The organism is Citromicrobium sp. JLT1363 (genome assembly GCF_000186705.1).
Classification (GTDB): domain Bacteria; phylum Pseudomonadota; class Alphaproteobacteria; order Sphingomonadales; family Sphingomonadaceae; genus Alteriqipengyuania.
Genome location: NZ_AEUE01000001.1, coordinates 30,996 through 48,744 on the forward strand (window position 1 = coordinate 30,996; position 17,749 = coordinate 48,744).

General features: G+C 66.4%; 24 protein-coding genes. 14 read left to right on the plus strand and 10 right to left on the minus strand.

Annotated features, from left to right (window positions below):
• The first annotated feature begins 297 nt into the window (after nt 1-297).
• The 8 genes from ADAD_RS0100175 (at nt 298) to ADAD_RS0100210 (ending at nt 5,433) form a co-directional block, all read left to right on the plus strand.
• Nucleotides 298-891, plus strand: coding sequence for a DUF559 domain-containing protein (locus ADAD_RS0100175; protein WP_010407856.1), 594 nt, complete (start codon nt 298-300; stop codon nt 889-891).
• Nucleotides 884-1,399 carry a hypothetical protein gene (locus ADAD_RS0100180; protein ID WP_010407859.1) on the plus strand — a complete coding sequence of 172 codons (516 nt, stop codon included), beginning with the start codon at nt 884-886 and terminating at the stop codon, nt 1,397-1,399. The genes ADAD_RS0100175 and ADAD_RS0100180 overlap by 8 nt, the downstream gene beginning before the upstream one ends.
• On the plus strand, nt 1,396-1,731 hold the full coding sequence (locus ADAD_RS0100185) for a hypothetical protein (protein ID WP_010407862.1): 336 nt from the start codon (nt 1,396-1,398) through the stop codon (nt 1,729-1,731). Before ADAD_RS0100180 ends, ADAD_RS0100185 begins: the two co-directional genes overlap by 4 nt.
• Nucleotides 1,732-1,733: 2 nt before the next feature.
• Entirely contained in the window at nt 1,734-2,483 is a 750-nt protein-coding gene (gene sufC, locus ADAD_RS0100190) for a Fe-S cluster assembly ATPase SufC (protein WP_010407865.1), read from the plus strand.
• On the plus strand, nt 2,483-3,244 hold the full coding sequence (locus ADAD_RS0100195) for a SufD family Fe-S cluster assembly protein (protein ID WP_010407867.1): 762 nt from the start codon (nt 2,483-2,485) through the stop codon (nt 3,242-3,244). The genes sufC and ADAD_RS0100195 overlap by 1 nt, the downstream gene beginning before the upstream one ends.
• A gap of 2 nt (nt 3,245-3,246) precedes the next feature.
• Nucleotides 3,247-4,476, plus strand: coding sequence for a cysteine desulfurase (locus ADAD_RS0100200; protein ID WP_010407869.1), 1,230 nt, complete (start codon nt 3,247-3,249; stop codon nt 4,474-4,476).
• A 151-nt stretch (nt 4,477-4,627) separates the two neighbouring features.
• Nucleotides 4,628-5,077 carry an SUF system Fe-S cluster assembly protein gene (locus tag ADAD_RS0100205; protein ID WP_050803668.1) on the plus strand — a complete coding sequence of 150 codons (450 nt, stop codon included), beginning with the start codon at nt 4,628-4,630 and terminating at the stop codon, nt 5,075-5,077.
• A complete protein-coding gene (locus tag ADAD_RS0100210) occupies nt 5,077-5,433 on the plus strand; it encodes a HesB/IscA family protein (RefSeq protein WP_010407874.1) in 357 nt (118 codons plus the stop codon). The genes ADAD_RS0100205 and ADAD_RS0100210 overlap by 1 nt, the downstream gene beginning before the upstream one ends.
• A 20-nt stretch (nt 5,434-5,453) precedes the next feature.
• On the opposite strand, the gene ADAD_RS0100215 is transcribed toward ADAD_RS0100210, so the two are convergent.
• Together ADAD_RS0100215 and ADAD_RS0100220 are read right to left on the minus strand one after the other, a co-directional pair.
• Entirely contained in the window at nt 5,454-5,900 is a 447-nt protein-coding gene (locus ADAD_RS0100215) for a hypothetical protein (protein ID WP_010407876.1), read from the minus strand.
• Nucleotides 5,893-6,627 carry an EI24 domain-containing protein gene (locus ADAD_RS0100220; RefSeq protein ID WP_237700700.1) on the minus strand — a complete coding sequence of 245 codons (735 nt, stop codon included), beginning with the start codon at nt 6,625-6,627 and terminating at the stop codon, nt 5,893-5,895. The genes ADAD_RS0100215 and ADAD_RS0100220 overlap by 8 nt, the downstream gene beginning before the upstream one ends.
• Before the next feature lie 112 nt (nt 6,628-6,739).
• Between ADAD_RS0100220 and ADAD_RS0100225 the strand changes: the two genes are divergently transcribed.
• Entirely contained in the window at nt 6,740-7,747 is a 1,008-nt protein-coding gene (locus ADAD_RS0100225) for an adenosine kinase (protein WP_010407884.1), read from the plus strand.
• Here ADAD_RS0100225 and ADAD_RS0100230 read toward each other — a convergent pair.
• A complete protein-coding gene (locus ADAD_RS0100230; protein WP_010407887.1) occupies nt 7,744-8,082 on the minus strand; it encodes a hypothetical protein in 339 nt (112 codons plus the stop codon). The genes ADAD_RS0100225 and ADAD_RS0100230 overlap by 4 nt on opposite strands.
• Before the next feature lie 61 nt (nt 8,083-8,143).
• Nucleotides 8,144-9,424, minus strand: a complete 1,281-nt coding sequence (gene purD, locus ADAD_RS0100235) for a phosphoribosylamine--glycine ligase (protein ID WP_010407891.1) — start codon at nt 9,422-9,424, stop codon at nt 8,144-8,146.
• Between purD and xseA the strand changes: the two genes are divergently transcribed.
• The 3 genes from xseA to ADAD_RS0100250 are packed head-to-tail and all read left to right on the plus strand — an operon-like array spanning nt 9,423 to nt 12,089.
• Nucleotides 9,423-10,904, plus strand: coding sequence for an exodeoxyribonuclease VII large subunit (xseA, locus tag ADAD_RS0100240; RefSeq protein ID WP_010407894.1), 1,482 nt, complete (start codon nt 9,423-9,425; stop codon nt 10,902-10,904). The genes purD and xseA overlap by 2 nt on opposite strands.
• A gap of 40 nt (nt 10,905-10,944) precedes the next feature.
• Nucleotides 10,945-11,148: a DUF2093 domain-containing protein gene (locus ADAD_RS0100245; protein ID WP_010407897.1), complete on the plus strand. Its 204-nt coding sequence runs from the start codon at nt 10,945-10,947 to the stop codon at nt 11,146-11,148.
• Complete coding sequence (locus ADAD_RS0100250; RefSeq protein WP_010407899.1) at nt 11,145-12,089, plus strand: M23 family metallopeptidase; 945 nt, start codon at nt 11,145-11,147, stop codon at nt 12,087-12,089. Before ADAD_RS0100245 ends, ADAD_RS0100250 begins: the two co-directional genes overlap by 4 nt.
• 223 nt (nt 12,090-12,312) lie before the next feature.
• Here ADAD_RS0100250 and rpmB read toward each other — a convergent pair whose 3' ends face one another.
• Nucleotides 12,313-12,606 carry a 50S ribosomal protein L28 gene (gene rpmB, locus ADAD_RS0100255; RefSeq protein WP_010407902.1) on the minus strand — a complete coding sequence of 98 codons (294 nt, stop codon included), beginning with the start codon at nt 12,604-12,606 and terminating at the stop codon, nt 12,313-12,315.
• Nucleotides 12,607-12,739: 133 nt separating this feature from the next.
• On the opposite strand from rpmB, the gene ADAD_RS0100260 reads away from it, so the two are divergent.
• Together ADAD_RS0100260 and ADAD_RS0100265 are read left to right on the plus strand one after the other, a co-directional pair.
• The gene (locus ADAD_RS0100260) at nt 12,740-13,195 is read left to right on the plus strand and encodes a nucleoside deaminase (RefSeq protein ID WP_029139788.1); all 456 of its coding nucleotides are present in this window, start codon (nt 12,740-12,742) and stop codon (nt 13,193-13,195) included.
• Nucleotides 13,196-13,197: 2 nt separating this feature from the next.
• Entirely contained in the window at nt 13,198-13,524 is a 327-nt protein-coding gene (locus ADAD_RS0100265; RefSeq protein WP_139020284.1) for a hypothetical protein, read from the plus strand.
• A gap of 7 nt (nt 13,525-13,531) precedes the next feature.
• On the opposite strand, the gene ADAD_RS0100270 is transcribed toward ADAD_RS0100265, so the two are convergent.
• From ADAD_RS0100270 to ADAD_RS0100290, 5 genes are all read right to left on the minus strand, one after another.
• On the minus strand, nt 13,532-14,248 hold the full coding sequence (locus ADAD_RS0100270) for a ribonuclease T2 family protein (RefSeq protein ID WP_010407908.1): 717 nt from the start codon (nt 14,246-14,248) through the stop codon (nt 13,532-13,534).
• A gap of 3 nt (nt 14,249-14,251) precedes the next feature.
• The gene (locus tag ADAD_RS0100275; protein WP_010407911.1) at nt 14,252-14,644 is read right to left on the minus strand and encodes a hypothetical protein; all 393 of its coding nucleotides are present in this window, start codon (nt 14,642-14,644) and stop codon (nt 14,252-14,254) included.
• 61 nt (nt 14,645-14,705) lie between these two features.
• Nucleotides 14,706-15,581, minus strand: a complete 876-nt coding sequence (nadC, locus tag ADAD_RS0100280; protein ID WP_010407915.1) for a carboxylating nicotinate-nucleotide diphosphorylase — start codon at nt 15,579-15,581, stop codon at nt 14,706-14,708.
• A 105-nt stretch (nt 15,582-15,686) separates the two neighbouring features.
• Nucleotides 15,687-16,484: a LytR/AlgR family response regulator transcription factor gene (locus ADAD_RS0100285; RefSeq protein WP_010407918.1), complete on the minus strand. Its 798-nt coding sequence runs from the start codon at nt 16,482-16,484 to the stop codon at nt 15,687-15,689.
• Nucleotides 16,485-16,487: 3 nt separating this feature from the next.
• Complete coding sequence (locus tag ADAD_RS0100290; RefSeq protein ID WP_033193091.1) at nt 16,488-17,744, minus strand: sensor histidine kinase; 1,257 nt, start codon at nt 17,742-17,744, stop codon at nt 16,488-16,490.
• Nucleotides 17,745-17,749: the final 5 nt, after the last annotated feature.

The following is a 17,749-nucleotide window of genomic DNA, read 5'->3' on the forward strand; positions in this document are numbered from 1 at the left end:
GCAGCGGGACCCCGGATCAAGTCCGGGGTGACGGCTGTGTTTGTGGCTCTGTCGCACTCAGCTTTGAAGGGAATGCGGGGTGATGTTTGCGCGCAATGACCCAAACGGGAGCATGCGGTGGCTTTTGCTAGTCCTCGGCATCTGGTGGCTAGTTACCGCACCCTTCATTTCGCAGGGCTGGTGGTTGCTCGGGCACGCCGCCCTGATTCTCTTTGTTCTGAGAGAAGCATTCCTCTCGTTTCGCCGGCACAAGCGAGCGCAAGACGATGCAGATTCTGATGTTCCCACGGTGATTGAATGACCGACCGCAAAACCCTCAACCTCCGGCCCGCCTCCGAAGACACCACCGCCCCCGCCGTCAAACGCAAGGGCCGCGGGTGGGAAATCTCGGAGAAGCGGCTCGATGCGCTGCATGATCGTGCGCGCGAGATGCGCCGCCATGCGAGCCCGGCGCACAAGGCGCTGGCCGAGAAGTTCTCCAAGGCCGATTTCGGGCGCTATTCCTTCACCCGTTTCGCGGTGGTCGGCAGCGCGATCGTAGACTTCAATTCGCACAATATGGGCCTCGCGATCCTGATCGACGAGGAGGGCGTCGAGCCCGCCATCGCGACCCGGCGCGACAAGAGCCTCGAGGCGGTCGGCATCCGCGTGGTCCACATCCCTGCGGCCGATATCCTCGCCGATATCGACGCCGTGCTGGCCAAGCTGACGCAGGAAATGCGCGCCGCCATCGCCGACCGCAAGGAAGCGCGCCGCCGCCACGAGGCCGAGAACCCGCGCCAGACCAGGCCGCGTTACGATCGCGACGGCAACGGCCCGCCGCGCAATACCTCCCCCCGAGACCGAAAGCCCCGCGATTCCAACCCAGGCAGGAACCATCGCGATGCATGACCTCGAAACACTTGCCCATACGGACCTGCGCGGGGCCTCGCGCGATCTGCGGACGATGCAGGCCTTCGCGCGCGATCTGCTGAACGCCGACGCGCCGCGCCTCGCGCCTCTGGAACGCACGCTGCGCCGCGACCTCGATGCGGCGATCAATGGCCGTGCCGCTCCGTGGACCGCCACGCGCACCCGGCTCGAAGCGCGCAAGCTTGCGAAGCTGGCGCCCGCCGATGCCGGGTCGCCGCCTGTGCAATCGGCTCCGCGTTTTGCCGCGACCAGACCTGAACCCACCGCCGAGCGCAACGAGTTGCTCCATGTCGGCGCCGCGCTTGCCGCGCTGGCGCTGTGGCTCGCATGGGCCGCGCAGCTCGCGACGCAAACCTCCATCGCGTGGGACGGCGGCACCGGCCCGGCGCAAACGCAAAACCTCGTCTCGCTCTATGCCCCTGCAGTGCTGGCGCTGCTCGCCACGCTGATCGCGATCAACCCTCCCTCCCATGGGAGGCGTGCGTGAAGACCGCCCTGCCGATCCTGGTGCTTCTGGCGCTCGACACGCCCGCTATGGCGCAGGAGTCGCTCAGCCCCGAGCAGGCGGAGACGCGCCTGCGCGGCTGCCTGCAGGCAGGGGCCGCGGGCGCGCCCCGGACCGGCCTGCGCGATGCGGTGGTCGCCACGCGCGCCTTCTGCGCGCCGCAGATCAGGCGGGTGCGGGCCAACCGCGTGGCCGCCGCAACGCAAGGCCTGACCGGCGAGGCCGCCGAGCGTGCCGCGCGGCAGGCGACGCAAGAACTGAACGACGAGATTGCTCTCGCCATCGCAAATTTCACTGGATTGAGAACACTTTAGACATGCTCCAGATCGACAATCTCCATGCCGAAATCGACGGCACCAAGATCCTCAACGGCCTCACGCTCAGCGTGAACGCCGGCGAAATCCACGCCATCATGGGCCCCAATGGCGCGGGCAAGTCGACGCTTGCCTATGTGCTGGGCGGGCGGCCCGGCTACGAAGTCACCGAAGGAAAGGTGTTCTTCCGCGGCGAGGACCTGCTGGCGATGGACCCGCACGAACGCGCGGCGGCGGGCCTGTTCCTCGGCTTCCAGTATCCGGTCGAGATTCCGGGCGTCTCCAACATCCAGTTCCTGCGCGAAGCCCTGAACGCGCAGCGTGCCGCGCGCGGCGAAGAGGCGATGACCGGGGGCGATTTCCTCAAGCTCGCCAAGGAGAAGGCCGGGCTGCTCAAGCTCGACATGGAGATGCTCAAGCGCAACGTGAATGTCGGCTTCTCGGGGGGCGAGAAGAAGCGTGCCGAGATGGTCCAGATGGGCATTCTCGACCCGCAATTCGCGGTGCTGGACGAGACCGACTCCGGCCTCGACATCGATGCGCTGCGCGTGGTCGGTGACGGGATCAACGCCATCATGCGCCAGAGCGACAAGGGCGTGCTGCTTATCACCCACTACCAGCGCCTGCTGGAGGTGGTGCAGCCGACCCATGTCTCGATCCTCTCCAAGGGCCGCATCGTGCGCACCGGCGGGGCCGAGCTGGCAACCGATCTCGAGCGTGAAGGCTACGACGCCGTCATGGCGGAGGCGTAATGACCGAAGCGATCCTCCGCCCCACCCGCAAGAACGAAGCCTGGCGCTATTCGGACATCGACGCGCTTGAAGGCACCCCGCCGGAAACCTTCGAAGCGTGGGAAGATGTCCGCGTGGCCGAGGGCGAAACCTGGTCCGACCTGATCGTGATCGACGATGCGGATGGCCTGCAGATGCGCCGCTTGCGGATCGTGCTGGAAAAGAACGCGCGTGCCGAACTTGCGGCCCTCGTGGCCGGTGGCCAGCTCGGACGGCTCGAAGTGGTCGTGACGCTGGCCGAGGGCGCCCATTTCGAGCTTGGCGGGATTACGCTGGGCGGTGGCGACACCACCCGGGAGATCGTGACCCGCATGGCGCACGAGAAGCCGGGTGCGACGAGCAACCAGACCGTGCGCAGCGTCCACTGGGGCAAGGGCACGGGCAATTTCCTCGGCCGGATCGACGTTGTGCGCGACGCGCAGAAGACCGACGCGGCGCAGAGCTTCAAGGGGCTGCTGCTGGAAAAGGGTGCGAGCGTGAACAGCGTTCCGCAGCTGGAAATCTATGCCGACGATGTGCAGTGCGCGCATGGTGCGACCGTGGGCCAGCTGGACGAGTCCGCCCGCTTCTACATGGCTGCGCGCGGCCTGCCGCCCAAAACCATCCGCCGCCTGCTGGTACAGGCCTTCATCGGCGATGCGACCCGCGAACTGGCGGACGAGGCCACGCGCGAGGCGCTGCTGGAAAAGGCGCTCGACAAGCTGGAGGAGCGGGAGGGGTAGGCATGGTCGATACGCTCACCAAGGACGGCGCTCTGGTCGACAAGGCCGACTTTCCCGGCATGCTGACCGAGGATGGCAAGCCCTGGCACTATCTGGACAGCGCAGCCTCGGCCCAGAAGCCGCAGGCGGTAATCGACGCGATGAGTCGCGCACTGGGCAAGGATTACGCGACCGTTCATCGCGGCGTCTATTCGCGCAGCGCGCAGATGACGCTGGGGTACGAAGCCGCCCGCAAGCGCGTGGCGGACTTCATCGGCGCCGCTAGCCAGGACGAGATCGTGTTCGTGCGCGGCGCGACCGAGGGCATCAATCTGGTGGCGGAAAGCTGGGGCGGCGCGAACCTGAAGGCGGGCGACCGGATCGTGCTTTCCGTGCTGGAGCATCACTCCAACATCGTGCCCTGGCAGTTGCTGGCGCAACGCACGGGCGCCTCCATCGATGTGTGCCCCATTACCCAGGACGGGCGGATCGATCTCGACGCACTGGAGCGCATGCTCACCCCGAAGCACAAGATCGTGGCCCTGGCGCACCTTTCCAACGTGCTCGGCTCGCGGCTCGACGCGCGCCGCGCGGCCGATCTGGCGCATTCGGTGGGTGCCAAGCTGCTGCTCGACGGTTGCCAGGCCGCCCCGCGCGAGCCGCTGGATATGCAGGCGCTCGGCTGCGACTTCTACGTCTTTTCGGCCCACAAGCTGTACGGGCCGACCGGCATCGGCGTCCTGTGGGCGCACGAGGCGCTGCTGCAGGCCATGCCGCCCTGGCAGGGCGGCGGCGCGATGATCGACAAGGTGAGCTTCGAGGGGACGACCTACGCCCCCGCACCGCAGCGCTTCGAAGCGGGTACGCCGATGATTACCGAGGCGATCGCGTTGCATGCGGCGCTGGATTACCTGGCCGATATCGGAATCGACCGTATCCGCGAGCATGAAGCATCGCTGGTGCGAACACTGCGCAGCGAGCTTGCCCGCATCCAGGGCGTGCGCGTGTTCGGCCCGGATGATGCACTGGGGATCGTCTCCTTCGAACTGCCGGGGGTTCACCCGCACGATCTGGGCACCATATTGGATGAAGAGGACGTGGCGATCCGCGCCGGGCACCATTGCTGCCAGCCGCTGATGGACCACCTCGGCGTACCGGCCACCGCCCGCGCCAGCTTCGGGGTCTATTCCGACGAAGCCGATGTCGCCGCGCTGATGCGCGGGATCGACCGCACACTCAAGATTTTCGCCTGAGGACGCCACTATGAGCGACGAAGAGAACAAGGACTATATTGCGGCCCCATCGCCGACCGACGATGTGACCGAGCTGCCGCCGCATCTCGCCCGTTCGGAAGGGAACGCGGCGCAGGCGGCGGAGCAGGCGCTGCCGCAGCATATCGCCGAAATGCCGGAAAAGCCCCCGCGCGCGCGGGTGGAGGACGCGGTCGATCCGGACGAGGAATCCGCAGGCGAGAAACTGTCGCGCAAGCGCGACTATCTGGACGGATTCCTGAAAAAGAAGCCAGAGAGTGCGGGCGAAACCGGTGCTGGCGGCGCGTTGCAGGAAGCGGTGATCGCCGCGCTCAAGGAAATCTACGACCCGGAAATCCCGGTCAATATCTACGATCTGGGCCTGATCTACGGAGTCGAGGTGAGCGAGGACAAGGACGTGGTCGTCACCATGACGCTGACCACACCGCACTGTCCGGTGGCGGAATCGATGCCCGCCGAGGTGGAAATTCGCGCAGGCTCGGTGCCCGGTGTACGCGACGCCGAGGTCAACCTCGTCTGGGACCCGCCATGGGGGCCGGACAAGATGACCGATGAGGCACGGCTCGAACTGGGGATGCTGTAATGGCCGATACGAAGACCAGAGAACGCCCCGCCGCCGTCACGTTGACCGAAGCGGCCGAGCAGCGCGTGGCGGACCTGATGGCGAAGGCACCCGATGATGCGATCGGGGTCAAGCTCTCGACCCCGCGTCGCGGCTGTTCGGGCCTTGCCTACTCGGTCGACTATGTCAGCGAGGAACAGGCCTTCGACGAGAAGATCGAAACGTCCGGCGGTGTCTTCTACATCGACGGCGCCTCGGTGCTCTACCTCGTCGGCAGCGTCATGGACTGGGTGGAGGACGATTTCTCCGCCGGGTTCGTGTTCGAAAACCCCAACGCCAAGGGTGCCTGCGGCTGTGGCGAGAGCTTCATGGTCTGAGGGCCCCGAAGGCCACTGGGCTAGCGCCTGAGCGCCTTCGCGCAGGCGGCCCGGTCCACATCCAGCGCATCGCTGGACCGGCGGGCATCGACATAGGTCGCCGTCGGCTCTGCACCGGGGCGGAGCGGGTAGAGATAGACATCGAGCACGCATTGCTCGCCCGCGAATTGCAGCTTGCGCGCATCGCCTTCCAGCACGTCCAGCCGGGCGGGGCCGAAGATCTGCTCAAGCTGGCTCGCCCGCGATCCGATCACGAATTCCAGCCCCGCGACCGCCATTACGCGTGGCGCGATGAACCCGTCGCGCGTAACGGGGCGCGGATTGGTGGGCGGCACGGTGACCGTGCGCGGGGGCGGTGTGCGCCCCGTGTCCGGCTGGCCGGAGGATGAGGCCTGCGGGATCGGCGTGGCACAGGCCGCGATCAGCGGGACCAGCGCGAGGGCGAGGAAATTCCGGGAGTTACGCATCGCGCAGGCGTCCTTGCACGAGGTGAGTGGCGGCGGCGGCGCCGATGATCGGGGCGAGGAAATTGAGGCCGGGGACGGTCAGCATGCCCGCAATGATCAGCCCGAGTGCAAAGCGCGTGCCGCGCCCGATGGGCGGTTCATCCTTGCGATCGTGCCGGTGGCGCAGCCAGGCCATGTCGCGCAGCTCGCGCCCCAGCAGCCATGCGTTGACCAGCGCGAACAGCACCACCGTGCCGAACCCCGTAATCAGCAGAACCAGCGCCAGCGGCAGGATCAGGATATTGACGAAGACCACCCGGACCGCGCCCTTGAAGCTCAGCCACATGCTCTCGCCAAAGCCGATCCGGCGCGCGTCTTCCAGAGCCTGCGGGTAATACTGCGCTTCCACCACCTCCACCACATCGTCGGCGAAGAACTGGATCGCGGCGAGCGCGGTGACGCGGAACAGCAGCCAGCCGCCCAGCACGACGGCCAGCAAGGTGCCGATCGTGGCGACGACCTCCGCGAAATCGGCCGGCAGGTTCTCGTCCAGCAGCGATCCCAGCCCGCGGTCCACCAGCCACATCAGCCCGAGATACAGCAGCGCGCCTGCCGCGACGAACAGCAGCAGCGTGACGATCAGCGATTTGAGCAGCAGCCACAGGATGCGTGGGTCCGCCAGTTGCGCGAAGGCACGGGCAAGGGATGCGGGCAGCGACATCATGGCGGGCAGCTTTTCCGTTGCCACGCCCGGCAAGTCAATCGGTTGTGCGCGATGACTGGCCTTGGCCCTGGCTCGCTTGGTCGCTAGGTCGGCGGCAGAAGACACTGCTACCAGCAACACAGGATCACAACCGCCCATGCCCGACACCCAGTTCGACGTCATCGCCATCGGCAACGCCATCGTCGATGTGATCGCCCCCGTGACCGACGATTTCCTGGAAGCGGAAGATCTGCCCAAGGGCACGATGCGGCTGATCGATGCGGAACGCTCCGTCGATCTGTACGGCAAGATGGGCCAGACCAAGGAAATCTCCGGCGGTGCGGCTGCCAATACGCTGGCAGGCGCGACCATGCTGGGCCTGAAGACCGCCTTTATCGGGCAGGTCGCGGACGATCAGCTGGGCGAAATCTACCGCCACGATCTCACGTCGGTAGGCGTCAGCTTCGATACGCCCGCGCGCCCCTACAGCGACAAGGAAAGCGAGCCGCCCACCGGGCGCTGCCTGATACTGGTCGCCCCCGACGGGGAGCGCACGATGAACACCTCGCTCGGCGCATCGCAGTTCCTGCCCGCCAGCGCGATCGACGAAGACGTCATTCGCGCCAGCGGCGTGCTGTTCCTCGAAGGCTATCTGTGGGATCCGGAAGAACCGCGCGCGGCAATGCGCCGGGCGATTCAGGTGGCGCGCGATGCGGGCCGCAAGGTGGCCTTTGCGACCTGCGCCGACTTCTGCGTCCACATGCACGGCAAGGATTTCCGCAAGCTGATCGACGACGGCCTGATCGACATCCTGTTCGTGAACGAGGAAGAGGCGGGCATTCTCGAAGGATCGGACCCCGATGCGGCGCTCGAATCGCTCGCCAAGGACGTGCCGCTGGTGGTGATGACGCGCGGTGGTGACGGCGCTGTCGCAGCCCGTGGGGACGAGCGTGCTACCGTGAAGCCCGAACCGGTGGAGCAGGTGAAGGACCTGACCGGCGCAGGCGACCTGTTCGCGGCCGGGTTCCTCTCGGGCTACTGCCGCGATGCCAGCCTCGAAGAATCGCTGATCCGCGGCGCGGTGGCGGCGGGTGAGGTCATCTCGCACTGGGGCGCGCGGCCCGAGGCGGACCTGCAGGCGCTGGTGGCGAAGCGGTTGGGTTAGGGGGCGACCGGGTATCGCTGCCCGATCCACCAGTCATTCATCCAGTCTGCATAGCCAAGCAACTCGCCTTCGCGCCGCTCCTCAGTCGCGCTCCAGACTGGCGAGCGCATAAGCTCAATCATCGCCTCCATGCGCCATTCTTCTCCGGGAAGCGCATAGAGGATGCGATGCAACCGTAAATCCGGCCGACCCGGGAATTGGTCGAAGGAATCACGTCGCAAGATTTGTCCGGCGGCAACATGCCTGTCGAACATACGCAGGTATCGCAGCATAGAGAGCGGGTAGCCGCCTTCGGCGTCTGCGAAATGGGCCAGCGGCTTTTCACCGCGAAGCATCAGCCCCAACTCCCGATTGGTATGGATGAGATAGGGCGGTCGCTGAGTACACTTAGTCACGCTATCCGGCGGTCTCCCGCTCCACCTCGCGCCATCCGATATCCCGGCGGCAGAAGCCGTCGGGGAAGTCGATCGCGTCGACCGCCTCGTAGGCGGCGGCCTGCGCCTGCGTCACATTGCTTCCCAGCGCGGTCACGTTGAGCACGCGGCCGCCACTGGAAACCAGCACGCCATCGTCGCCCCGCGAAGTGCCGGCGTGGAAGACCTTGGCGCCGCCATCCTCGGCAGACCCGAGACTGATCGCAACGCCTTTCCTGGGCGTGCCCGGATACCCCTGCGCCGCCATCACCACGGTCAGCGCGGTTTCGTCCACAAACCGCACGGGCTCCGCCTGCGCCAGCGATCCGGTCGCGCAGGCGTGCAGCAGCTTGGCGAGATCGCCCTGGAACCGCATCATCAGCACCTGGCATTCCGGATCGCCGAAGCGGATGTTGTACTCGACAAGCTTGGGACCTTCGCTGGTCAGCATCAGCCCGGCATAGAGCACGCCGACATAGGGCATGCGTTCTTCGCCCAGCGTGCGCACAGTCGGCACGACGATCTCCCGCATGGCCTGGTCGAGCAGGTCCTGCGTCAGCACCGGGGCGGGGCTGTAGGCGCCCATTCCGCCCGTGTTGGGGCCGGTATCGCCTTCGCCCACGCGCTTGTGATCCTGCGCGGTGCCGAAGGGCAGGATCGTCTCTCCATCGGTGAGCGCGAAGAAGCTTGCCTCCTCACCCTCCATGAATTCCTCGATCACCACTTCCGAACCCGCCGATCCGAACCTGCCGTCGAACATTTCGGACAGCGCTTCCTGCGCTTCGTCCCGCGTCTGCGCGATGACCACGCCTTTCCCCGCTGCCAGGCCATCCGCCTTCAGCACGAATGGCGGGTCGAAATGTTTGAGCGCACCCCACGCCGCCTCCAGCGACGTCGCGCGTTCGTAGCGCGCGGTGGGGATGCCTGCGCGCTTGCACAGGTCCTTGGTGAAACCCTTGCTGCCTTCGAGTTGCGCGGCAGCCTTGCCCGGCCCGAACACCGCGATCCCCTTCGCCCGCAGATCGTCCGCCAGCCCCGCGACCAGCGGCGCTTCGGGCCCGACCACGACGAGGTCGATATGGTTCTCGTGACAAAAGGCGGCCACGGCCTTGTGATCGGCGGCATCCAGCGCGACACTATCGGCAAGGCTGGCGGTACCCGGATTGCCCGGTGCCGCGTAGAGCATGGCACAGGATGGGGAGTGGGCGAGCTTCCATGCCAGGGCATGTTCGCGGCCTCCCGAGCCGAGCAAAAGGATATTCATGGGCGCTTCCACTCCGTACGATTCTGGCGATGATGCTGATCCCTCGCTGCTAGCGAACAGCAGGCCGGGCGACAATTCCGAGCCGCTCAGCGTCACCGATCTCTCGCGCAGTCTCAAGCGCGTGGTGGAGGACCGGTTCGGCTTCGTGCGGATGCGCGGCGAATTGTCGGGCGTGAAGCGCGCGGCATCGGGCCACCTCTACTGCAGCCTGAAGGACGAGAAATCGGTGATCGACGGGGTGATGTGGAAGAGTGCCGCCCCGCGCCTCGCCTTCCTGCCGGAGGACGGGCTTGACGTGATCGCGACCGGAAAGATCACCACCTATGCCGGGCGCAGCAAATACCAGATCGTGATCGAGCGGATGGAGCTGGCGGGCGAGGGCGCCCTGCTCGCGCTGCTGGAAAAGACCAAGGCGCGGCTGGAAGCCGAGGGGCTGTTTGCGCCGGAGCGCAAGAAGCCGCTGCCATTCCTGCCGCAGGTGATCGGCGTCGTCACTTCGCCCACGGGCGCGGTGATTCGCGATATCCTCCACCGCCTGCACGACCGTTTCCCGAGCCGCGTGATCGTGTGGCCGGTGCTGGTGCAGGGAGAGGGCGCCAAGGCGCAGGTCAGCGCGGCCGTGCGGGGGTTCAACGCTCTCGAACGTGGGGGCAGCGTACCCCGGCCGGACCTGCTGATCGTCGCGCGCGGCGGCGGCTCGATCGAGGATCTGTGGACCTTCAACGAGGAAGAGGTCGTCCGCGCGATTGCCGATTCGCACATCCCGGTAATCTCCGCCGTGGGGCACGAGACCGACACGACGCTGGCCGATTTCGCCGCCGATCACCGTGCCCCCACACCCACCGCCGCCGCCGAACGCGCGGTGCCGGTGCGCGCCGAGCTGGCCGCTGCCATCGCCGATCTGGGTGCGCGCCAGATGCGCTGCGCCTCCCGCCCCGTCGCGCTCGGGCGTGAGCGGCTGGATGCCTGCGCGCAGCGGCTGCCCAAGCCGGAAACGCTGCTGCAACCCGCTGCCCAGGCCCTCGACGAGGCGACCGAGCGGCAGCGCCGTGCGCTGGTCGACCGGGTGGGCGTAGGGCGCGCCGCGCTCGATCAGGTGGCTGCGCGCCTCGCCCCGTCGACGCTGCGCTGGCGCGTGGCACAGGCGAGGGAACGGCTCGATGCGACGCGGCTGGCGCCCGCCATGCTCACCTCCCGGCTGGCGCGCGCGGGCGAACGGCTGGATGCGGGCGTGACGATGCTGCGTTCGCTCGATCCCAGGGCCCCGCTCAAGCGCGGATATGCGCTGGTTTTCGGGCCCGAGGGGGAGCTGGTCCGCAGCGCGGGCAAGGCACGCGAAGCGGGCACGCTGCGGCTCGAATTTGCCGACGGGCAGGTCTCGGCCACCACCGGCGATTCGGCGCCTGCGCCCGCCGCCCCGCCTCCGAAGCCCAGACGCAAAAGCCCTCCGCCGCCCCCGGGGCAGGGCGACCTGTTCTGAAGAGGGTGTTTAGGCGGCGCAGGATTGCTATATCGCCCGCATGCTTACCACTTCCAGCGATCAGCCCGCCAAGCTTCAGTTCGGCCCCAATTCCTTCCGCGTGATCCGCGCGGGACGCTACGTGCCCTGTGCGGTGACGGGCGAACCGATCGAGCTCGAAGCCCTGCGCTACTGGAGCGCGGAGTACCAGGAAGCCTATGCCAGCTGCGAGATTGCGACCCGCCGCCTGACTGGTCAGGCGTGAATCTGCGTCTGGCAAAGGCGGGGGCCGGATCGATCGCGGTCCTGATGGCGCTCGGCAGTTGCACGAGCGGCGCGGATGATGGCGAGCCCCTGCGCGAGGTGGCCCAGCCGCTGCCGCAAGCCACTGCGCCAGCGCCAACTGCGATTATCCGCGTCCCACCGCCTGCACCCGTGACCGCGCGCACGACCTTCACCTATGACGGCGAGCTGGAGCAGGGCGGCTGGATTCGCGGGAAGGTCCCCTCGAACACGCGCAGCGCCCGTCTGGAAGGGCAGGAAATCGGCTTCGACGACGATGGCCGTTTCTTCGCTGCCTTCGACCGTGACCAGGGCCCCCGGGCCGCGCTGGTGGCCACTCTGGAAGATGGCCGGACCGTCACCAGCGAACTCACCATCGCGCCGCGCGACTGGGACCTCGAATATGTGAACGTGCCCTATCGCGCGGGCCGCAGCAGCGCGGAGTTCCGGCGTCTGCGCGAAGGCGAGATCGCGCAGATCGTTGCCGCGCGCGCGCAGGAGACCGGGGCGGAAGGCTGGCGGCAGGATTTCATCTGGCCCGCCACGGGGCGCATTTCGGGGCGATTCGGCGCGCAGCGCGTCTATCAGGGCAAGCCCGGCCCCTATCACTCCGGCCTCGACATCGCGCAGCCCACGGGCACGCCCTACAAGGCCCCGGCGGACGGCGTGGTGACGCTGGTCGCGCAGGATCCCTTCACGCTTGAGGGTAACCTGCTGATGATCGACCACGGGATGGGGCTGAACAGCGCCTTCCTGCATTCGGCGACGATCGTGGTGCGCGAGGGCCAGCGCGTGCGGCAGGGGCAGTATCTCGGCACGATCGGCGCGACCGGCCGCGCGACCGGCCCGCACCTGCACTGGAGCCTCAAATGGCGCGATTCGCGGCTCGACCCGCTGCTGTTTCTGGGACCGATGCCGGACTGAGCCCTGACACACCTGACACAGTGTCCAGGGCCTGAAAATCCACGCTCACGAAGAGGGTGAATCCCGCGGGGTATCGACGGTTTGAAAGAGCCGCGCGCAAGCTAGCGCGGGCGCAGCATGTAGGACAGCGACGAAAGCGGACCGCACACGAACGACGGGCGCGATCGCAGCGAACTGCGAACGCGCCCGTCGTTCGTATCCAGGGGTGAAACCCGGTGAGGGCTCAGGCTGCCGGAGCGGCGGCGGCCTTCTTCAGCTCGCGCTTCACCTTGAGGGCGCGCGCGGAGAGCTTTTCGTCCTTGGTCTTGAGCAGCCAGTTGTCCAGCCCGCCATTGTGCTCGACCGAACGCAGACCCTGCGTGGAGACGCGGAACTTGAAGCTGCGGTCCAGCTTCTCGCTCAGCAGCGTGACGTTCTGCAGGTTGGGCAGAAACACGCGCTTGGTCTTGTTGTTCGCGTGGCTGACATTGTTGCCTACCTGGCGACCCTTGCCGGTCAGTTCGCAGATGCGCGACATGGCTTATCTCTTCTTAAAAAGGTGATCGGTCTGTGCCGGAAAGTCGCCGCGCTTAGCGGCCAATATGCGAATCGTCAACAACCGATAGTGGCGCTTGCCGACCCGACAAGGGGCTTATAGCGCACATATCACGATGACGCGATGGCCTTTGCCCGATCCCATGCAAGCCGCTCTGGCGCAGGCGCAGCTGGCCGCCAAAGCGGGCGAGGTGCCGGTGGGCGCGGTGGTCGTGCGCGATGGCGCGGTGATCGCAGCTGCGCATAATGCCCCGCGCGGGCAGAACGATCCGACGGCCCACGCGGAAATTCTCGCGCTGCGGCATGCGGCACAAACGCTGGGTCAGGAGCGACTCGAAGGCTGCGACCTGTGGGTGACGCTGGAGCCCTGCGCGATGTGCGCGGGCGCCATCGCCCACGCGCGAATCGCGCGGCTCTACTACGCCGCGCCCGATCCCAAGGGCGGCGCGGTGGCGCACGGCGCGCGCGTTTTCGAACATCCGCAATGCCATCATAGGCCCGAGGTCTATTCGGGCATGGGTGAGGAGGAGGCGGCGGGGCTGCTGCAGGGGTTTTTCGCGGGGAGGCGATGAAGATGGGGCATTCCGAAGCCCATATTCGCTGGACGAGCCGACTGATGAGTTGGGCGTCCTACGGTGCGATCCTGCTTATCCTGGCAACCACCTTGGTAGGCATTTCTCGACCGAACACCGAGATCACAACGGTCTTCGTGATGCTCGTATTCACTCTTGGGCCGATGCTGATGCTGGCTGGCTTTGGGATCGGACTTTACGCAACGCTACGAATACGATGCCCAGAATGCGGGGATCGTTTCTATTCGTCGATTACGCCGACATTCCCGGTGAGTTGGCCGCTGCAGAATCACTGCGTTTCGTGCGGGCATGACGTCGATGTCGTCTGACCGCCGTCTATAAACCCCGCCAGATTTTTGCCGGAGCATCGTCCGCCGCCCCGCGCGCGGAACGCCTGCACGCCGCCGGCATCCAGTCGCGCCCGTAGCAAAGCCGCAGCTCCTCCAGCCAGCCGCGCTCGTTCAATTGCACCGCGATCATCTCACGCCGCCAGTGGGGATTCGCCTGCATCCACGCCATGCGGATATCGCCCGCGGTCAGCTCCTCCTTGCGGGAAAGCCGGTCGAGATCGGGCCAGCGTAGCGAGCGGTGCAGGATGCGGGTGATGCGGAAATAGCGGTCGGGCGTATCGGTGAGGCAGGAGCCGTGCTTGGCCCATTGCCGCATGGCAAGCTGCGCGGAGGGCTGCACGCACATCTGCCGGGCGAGCTGCGCGCCGCTTGGCCGGGCGCGCCGCGCGGCGCACCATTGCGGCCAGTTGCGCCCGCCTCGGCCGGCGCCCTGCGGCCACAGCCCATGCACGATCAGCCCGAAGCTGCCTGCCTGTCCGGAACATTGCCGGGCGTGGCGCGGTGAATCCCTGCGGGTGCGGCAGAATTCCGGGCTCCAGCTGAGCGACAGGACGTAGCCGGTGACCGGCATTGCCCGGCTCGGCCCGTCGCGTGCGATCTTCGGCACGGGCACGCTGCGCGGCTGGTTGCACTGGTAGCTCTGGGCGCTCGCCCCGCTGGCCAGCGCTGCACCCGATGCCAGTGCCAGCGCTATCCGCAGCATCGCTCAGGCATCGGAGCGTGGCGGCGTCTCGTCCGCGTCCCTGCTGTTGAGCCAGCGGATCGAGTCGCTGCGGAACAGCAGCCCCACCGCCACCGCCTGCGCGACCAGACCGGCCAGCGCATAAATCTCGGACAGGGCCATGCTGCCCACGAACAGTCCGCCCACGCTGATCAGCGATAGCAGGAACAGCGCCACGATGATCCACTTGGCGATGATGCTGCGCCTGCGGCTCAGCAGATACCACAGGATCAGCCGGATCACCTCGCCCACGAAATATGCGATCACGTAGCTTACCGGCGCACTGGCACTGAAATATCCGGTCGCAAATCCAAGAAAGCCGAGGAAGATCGAGCCGAGGTAGAAATAGTCGAACAGTTTGATGGAGTTGGGTTTCACGGTGCTCTCCCCTGCATGCCGCCCGCAGGGTGGCGCAGCGCGCGCCTGCCTGCAAGCGCGGTCAGCCCAGAGAGGTGAAATCGAGCCCGATATCCGCCGCAGGGGCGCTCTGGGTCAGCCTGCCGACCGACACGAAGTCGACACCGGTCGCGGCCTTGGCGGCAATGGTCTCCAGGTTGATGCCGCCGCTCGCCTCGGTCGGTACGCGGCCCCCCGAGAGTTCGGCCACCAGCGCAGCGGCTTCGCGCAGGGCCGGAGGCTCCATGTTGTCGAGCAGCAGGCGCGTGGCCCCGGCGGCAAGGGCAGGCTCGATCTGTTCGATCCGGTCCACCTCGCAGATGATCTGCGCAACGCCCGCCTCGCGCGCGCGGCGCACCGCTTCGCCCACTGATCCGGCGACCGCGACGTGGTTGTCCTTGATCATTGCGGCATCCCACAGGCCCATGCGGTGGTTGCTGCCGCCGCCCATGCGCACCGCGTATTTCTCAAGGTGGCGCAGGCCCGGCAGGGTCTTGCGCGTATCGAGCAGGGTGCAATCGGGGTTGTCCATCGCGTCGACATAGGAGCGCACCAGCGTTGCGATGCCCGAGAGGTGCTGCACGGTGTTGAGCGCGGCGCGTTCCGCGGTCAGCATTGCGCGGCCCTTGCCCTCGAGGCGCATCAGGTCCGTCCCGGCGGGGACGCGCGTACCATCCTCGACCAGATGCTCGATCGTGCAATCGGGATCGAGCGCGCGGAAGAAGGCGGCGGCGATCGGCAGGCCTGCAACGGTGATCGGGTCGCGGCTGTCCATCACCCCGGCAAAGCGCGCATCGGCGGGAATTACCGCTTCGGAAGTGACGTCGCGCCCGCCGCCGGGCAGACCTTCGCCAAGGTCTTCGGCCAGCGTTTCGCGCACGAACGCATTGAGATCGAATCCTTGAAGCTGAAAACCCACACCAAATCCAATCCTGGTCGCGTCAGCCAGAGGGCGAGAGCCCGACGGCCATCGGGCCGCCCCCGTGGAGGCCTTCGCGCTAGCGAACTGTCGCGAACGAAAAAATCAATGCACGAACCGTGCCACGACGTCGCGGTAGCTGCGCGAGACCTTCACCTCGGCGCCCGATCCCAGCACCAGGAAGCATTCGCCATTGGTATGCGGCTTCACCTGCCGCACCTGGTCGAGATTGACGATGGTGGAACGGTGCACGCGCTGGAACTTGCGCGGGTCCAGCCGCCGTTCGAGGTCCTTCATCGTCTCGCGCAGGATCAGCGAATTGTCGCCGGTATAGATGCACATGTAGTCGCCTGCGGCCTCGATGTGTTCGATCGAATCGACTTCGACGCGGAAGATCTTGCCCCGGTCCTTCACGTTGAGCAGCTTTTCGAAGCGGTCGGCGCCGTCGCCCGATCCTTCCTGCAGCTCCTCCGCCGTTTCGGGGGCGACTTCGGCGAGCACGTTCATCAGCTTTTCCGCCTCGTCCGCGCCGCGCTTCTCGTTCATGCGCTGGCGCACACGCTCGATCACGTCGGCCAGCTTGTCCTCGTCCACCGGCTTCATCAGGTAATGCAGCGCATTGGCCTGGAAGGCGCGGATCGCGTGTTCCTGGTAGGCTGTGACGAAGACGAACAGCGGCGGTTCGATATCCATCACGCCCTGGACCACGCCGAACCCGTCGAAACCGGGCATCTGGATGTCGAGGAAGACGAGGTCGGGGCGCAGCGTCTTGATCTTGCGGATCGCCTCGCGCCCGTTGGAGCAGGTGTCGATGATTTCGACGTCCTCGAACGGTTCCAGCCGCAGCTGCAGGCCCTGGATCGCGAGTTTCTCGTCGTCCACGATGATCGCTTTGATGGTCATGATCTATTGTCCCATGGCGCGGGGGTACGCCGAATTTTCAACGGACGGCGCGCCGTCCTGTTTCCCGGACGCGAGCCTGCCGTCCTGCACACCTTCGCGCAGCGAGGGATGGGTGGTCAATTCGGGCGGTGGCACCAGCAGCGCCTCCTCCTCCTCGCCTTCGCGTTCGAACGGTATCTCGATCACCACGGTGAAGCCGCCTTCTGCCGGAGACCGGATTTCGAAAAGATGTCTATTGCCATAGGCTTGCGCAAGCCTGTCGCGAATATTGGCGAGCCCCACGCCGGTCGAATCGGGGCTGGTGCTCTGCGGCAGCGAGGTGCGCGTCGATTCCACAGGATTTTTCAGGCCCGGCCCCGTGTCCGAAACAACCAGCCGCAGGCGCGAGCCCGAAATCTGCGCCGAGAGCGAAATGCGCGCCCCGTCCTCCAGCGGCGAAACGGCATATTTGATCGCATTCTCGATCAGCGGCTGCAGCAGCAGCGAAGGCAGGATCGCTTCGGCAGCATCCTCCGAAATATCGAATTCGGTCTGCAATCGCTCTTCGAAGCGCATGCGTTCGATGTCGAGATAGAGCTTCAGCGTCTCCACTTCCTGCGCCACCGTAACCGTGCCGCCGGGTTCGGACACCAGCGTGTGCCGCAGGAAGCGCGACAGGCGGGTGAGCATCGCGTTGGCGGGCTCGGTTTCCTTGAGCAGTACCAGCGTGCTGATCGAATTGAGCGTGTTGAACAGGAAATGGGGGTTCAGCTGGTACCGCAGCATGGCCAGCTGCGCGCTGGTCGCCTGCGCTTCCAGCCGTTCCAGCCGGTCGATCGATTCTTCCAGCTGGAGGAAGTAGTTGATGGCGTAATACAGCCCCGTCCACGCGCCCAGCAGCGGCAGCTCCACCGCCAGATACAGGAAGAACAGCTGCGTCAGCGTGGTTTCGCGGTCGGTATAGTACAGCCCCGCGACCCAGGCTTCGATCAGCACCTGGAGGCTGAGCGCGGTCGCCAGCGCGATGGCCGTGAAGCCCCAGGTGACGATCGGCGGGCGCCCGATCAGGTTGCGGTAGATTACCGAGAGCACGAGGCTGAAGGAAAAGCCCGTGACCGTGGCGATGAACACGATCATCAGCAGGCCGAAGCCCTGCCCGTTGGCCAGGCCCTGCACGCTGCGCAGCACCATCGCGCTGCCCCAGCCCGCGAATTGCAGGTTCCAGAACGCGCGGTTCTTGTTGGCGAAAAACGGTGCAGGGCGGGAGGGCAGCACGGCCATCATCC

Coding starts and splice junctions, on each gene's coding strand:
- purD (WP_010407891.1), bottom strand. CDS start 9,424: ATGAATATCCTTTTGCTCGGCTCGGGAGGCCGCGAACATGCCCTGGCA.
- ADAD_RS0100260 (WP_029139788.1), top strand. CDS start 12,740: ATGACGCGATGGCCTTTGCCCGATCCCATGCAAGCCGCTCTGGCGCAG.
- ADAD_RS0100205 (WP_050803668.1), top strand. CDS start 4,628: ATGCCGGAAAAGCCCCCGCGCGCGCGGGTGGAGGACGCGGTCGATCCG.
- ADAD_RS0100195 (WP_010407867.1), top strand. CDS start 2,483: ATGACCGAAGCGATCCTCCGCCCCACCCGCAAGAACGAAGCCTGGCGC.
- ADAD_RS0100290 (WP_033193091.1), bottom strand. CDS start 17,744: ATGGCCGTGCTGCCCTCCCGCCCTGCACCGTTTTTCGCCAACAAGAAC.
- ADAD_RS0100225 (WP_010407884.1), top strand. CDS start 6,740: ATGCCCGACACCCAGTTCGACGTCATCGCCATCGGCAACGCCATCGTC.
- sufC (WP_010407865.1), top strand. CDS start 1,734: ATGCTCCAGATCGACAATCTCCATGCCGAAATCGACGGCACCAAGATC.
- ADAD_RS0100175 (WP_010407856.1), top strand. CDS start 298: ATGACCGACCGCAAAACCCTCAACCTCCGGCCCGCCTCCGAAGACACC.
- ADAD_RS0100270 (WP_010407908.1), bottom strand. CDS start 14,248: ATGCTGCGGATAGCGCTGGCACTGGCATCGGGTGCAGCGCTGGCCAGC.
- xseA (WP_010407894.1), top strand. CDS start 9,423: ATGGGCGCTTCCACTCCGTACGATTCTGGCGATGATGCTGATCCCTCG.
- ADAD_RS0100210 (WP_010407874.1), top strand. CDS start 5,077: ATGGCCGATACGAAGACCAGAGAACGCCCCGCCGCCGTCACGTTGACC.
- ADAD_RS0100265 (WP_139020284.1), top strand. CDS start 13,198: ATGGGGCATTCCGAAGCCCATATTCGCTGGACGAGCCGACTGATGAGT.
- ADAD_RS0100180 (WP_010407859.1), top strand. CDS start 884: ATGCATGACCTCGAAACACTTGCCCATACGGACCTGCGCGGGGCCTCG.
- ADAD_RS0100285 (WP_010407918.1), bottom strand. CDS start 16,484: ATGACCATCAAAGCGATCATCGTGGACGACGAGAAACTCGCGATCCAG.
- rpmB (WP_010407902.1), bottom strand. CDS start 12,606: ATGTCGCGCATCTGCGAACTGACCGGCAAGGGTCGCCAGGTAGGCAAC.
- ADAD_RS0100200 (WP_010407869.1), top strand. CDS start 3,247: ATGGTCGATACGCTCACCAAGGACGGCGCTCTGGTCGACAAGGCCGAC.
- ADAD_RS0100215 (WP_010407876.1), bottom strand. CDS start 5,900: ATGCGTAACTCCCGGAATTTCCTCGCCCTCGCGCTGGTCCCGCTGATC.
- ADAD_RS0100245 (WP_010407897.1), top strand. CDS start 10,945: ATGCTTACCACTTCCAGCGATCAGCCCGCCAAGCTTCAGTTCGGCCCC.
- ADAD_RS0100230 (WP_010407887.1), bottom strand. CDS start 8,082: ATGCTTCGCGGTGAAAAGCCGCTGGCCCATTTCGCAGACGCCGAAGGC.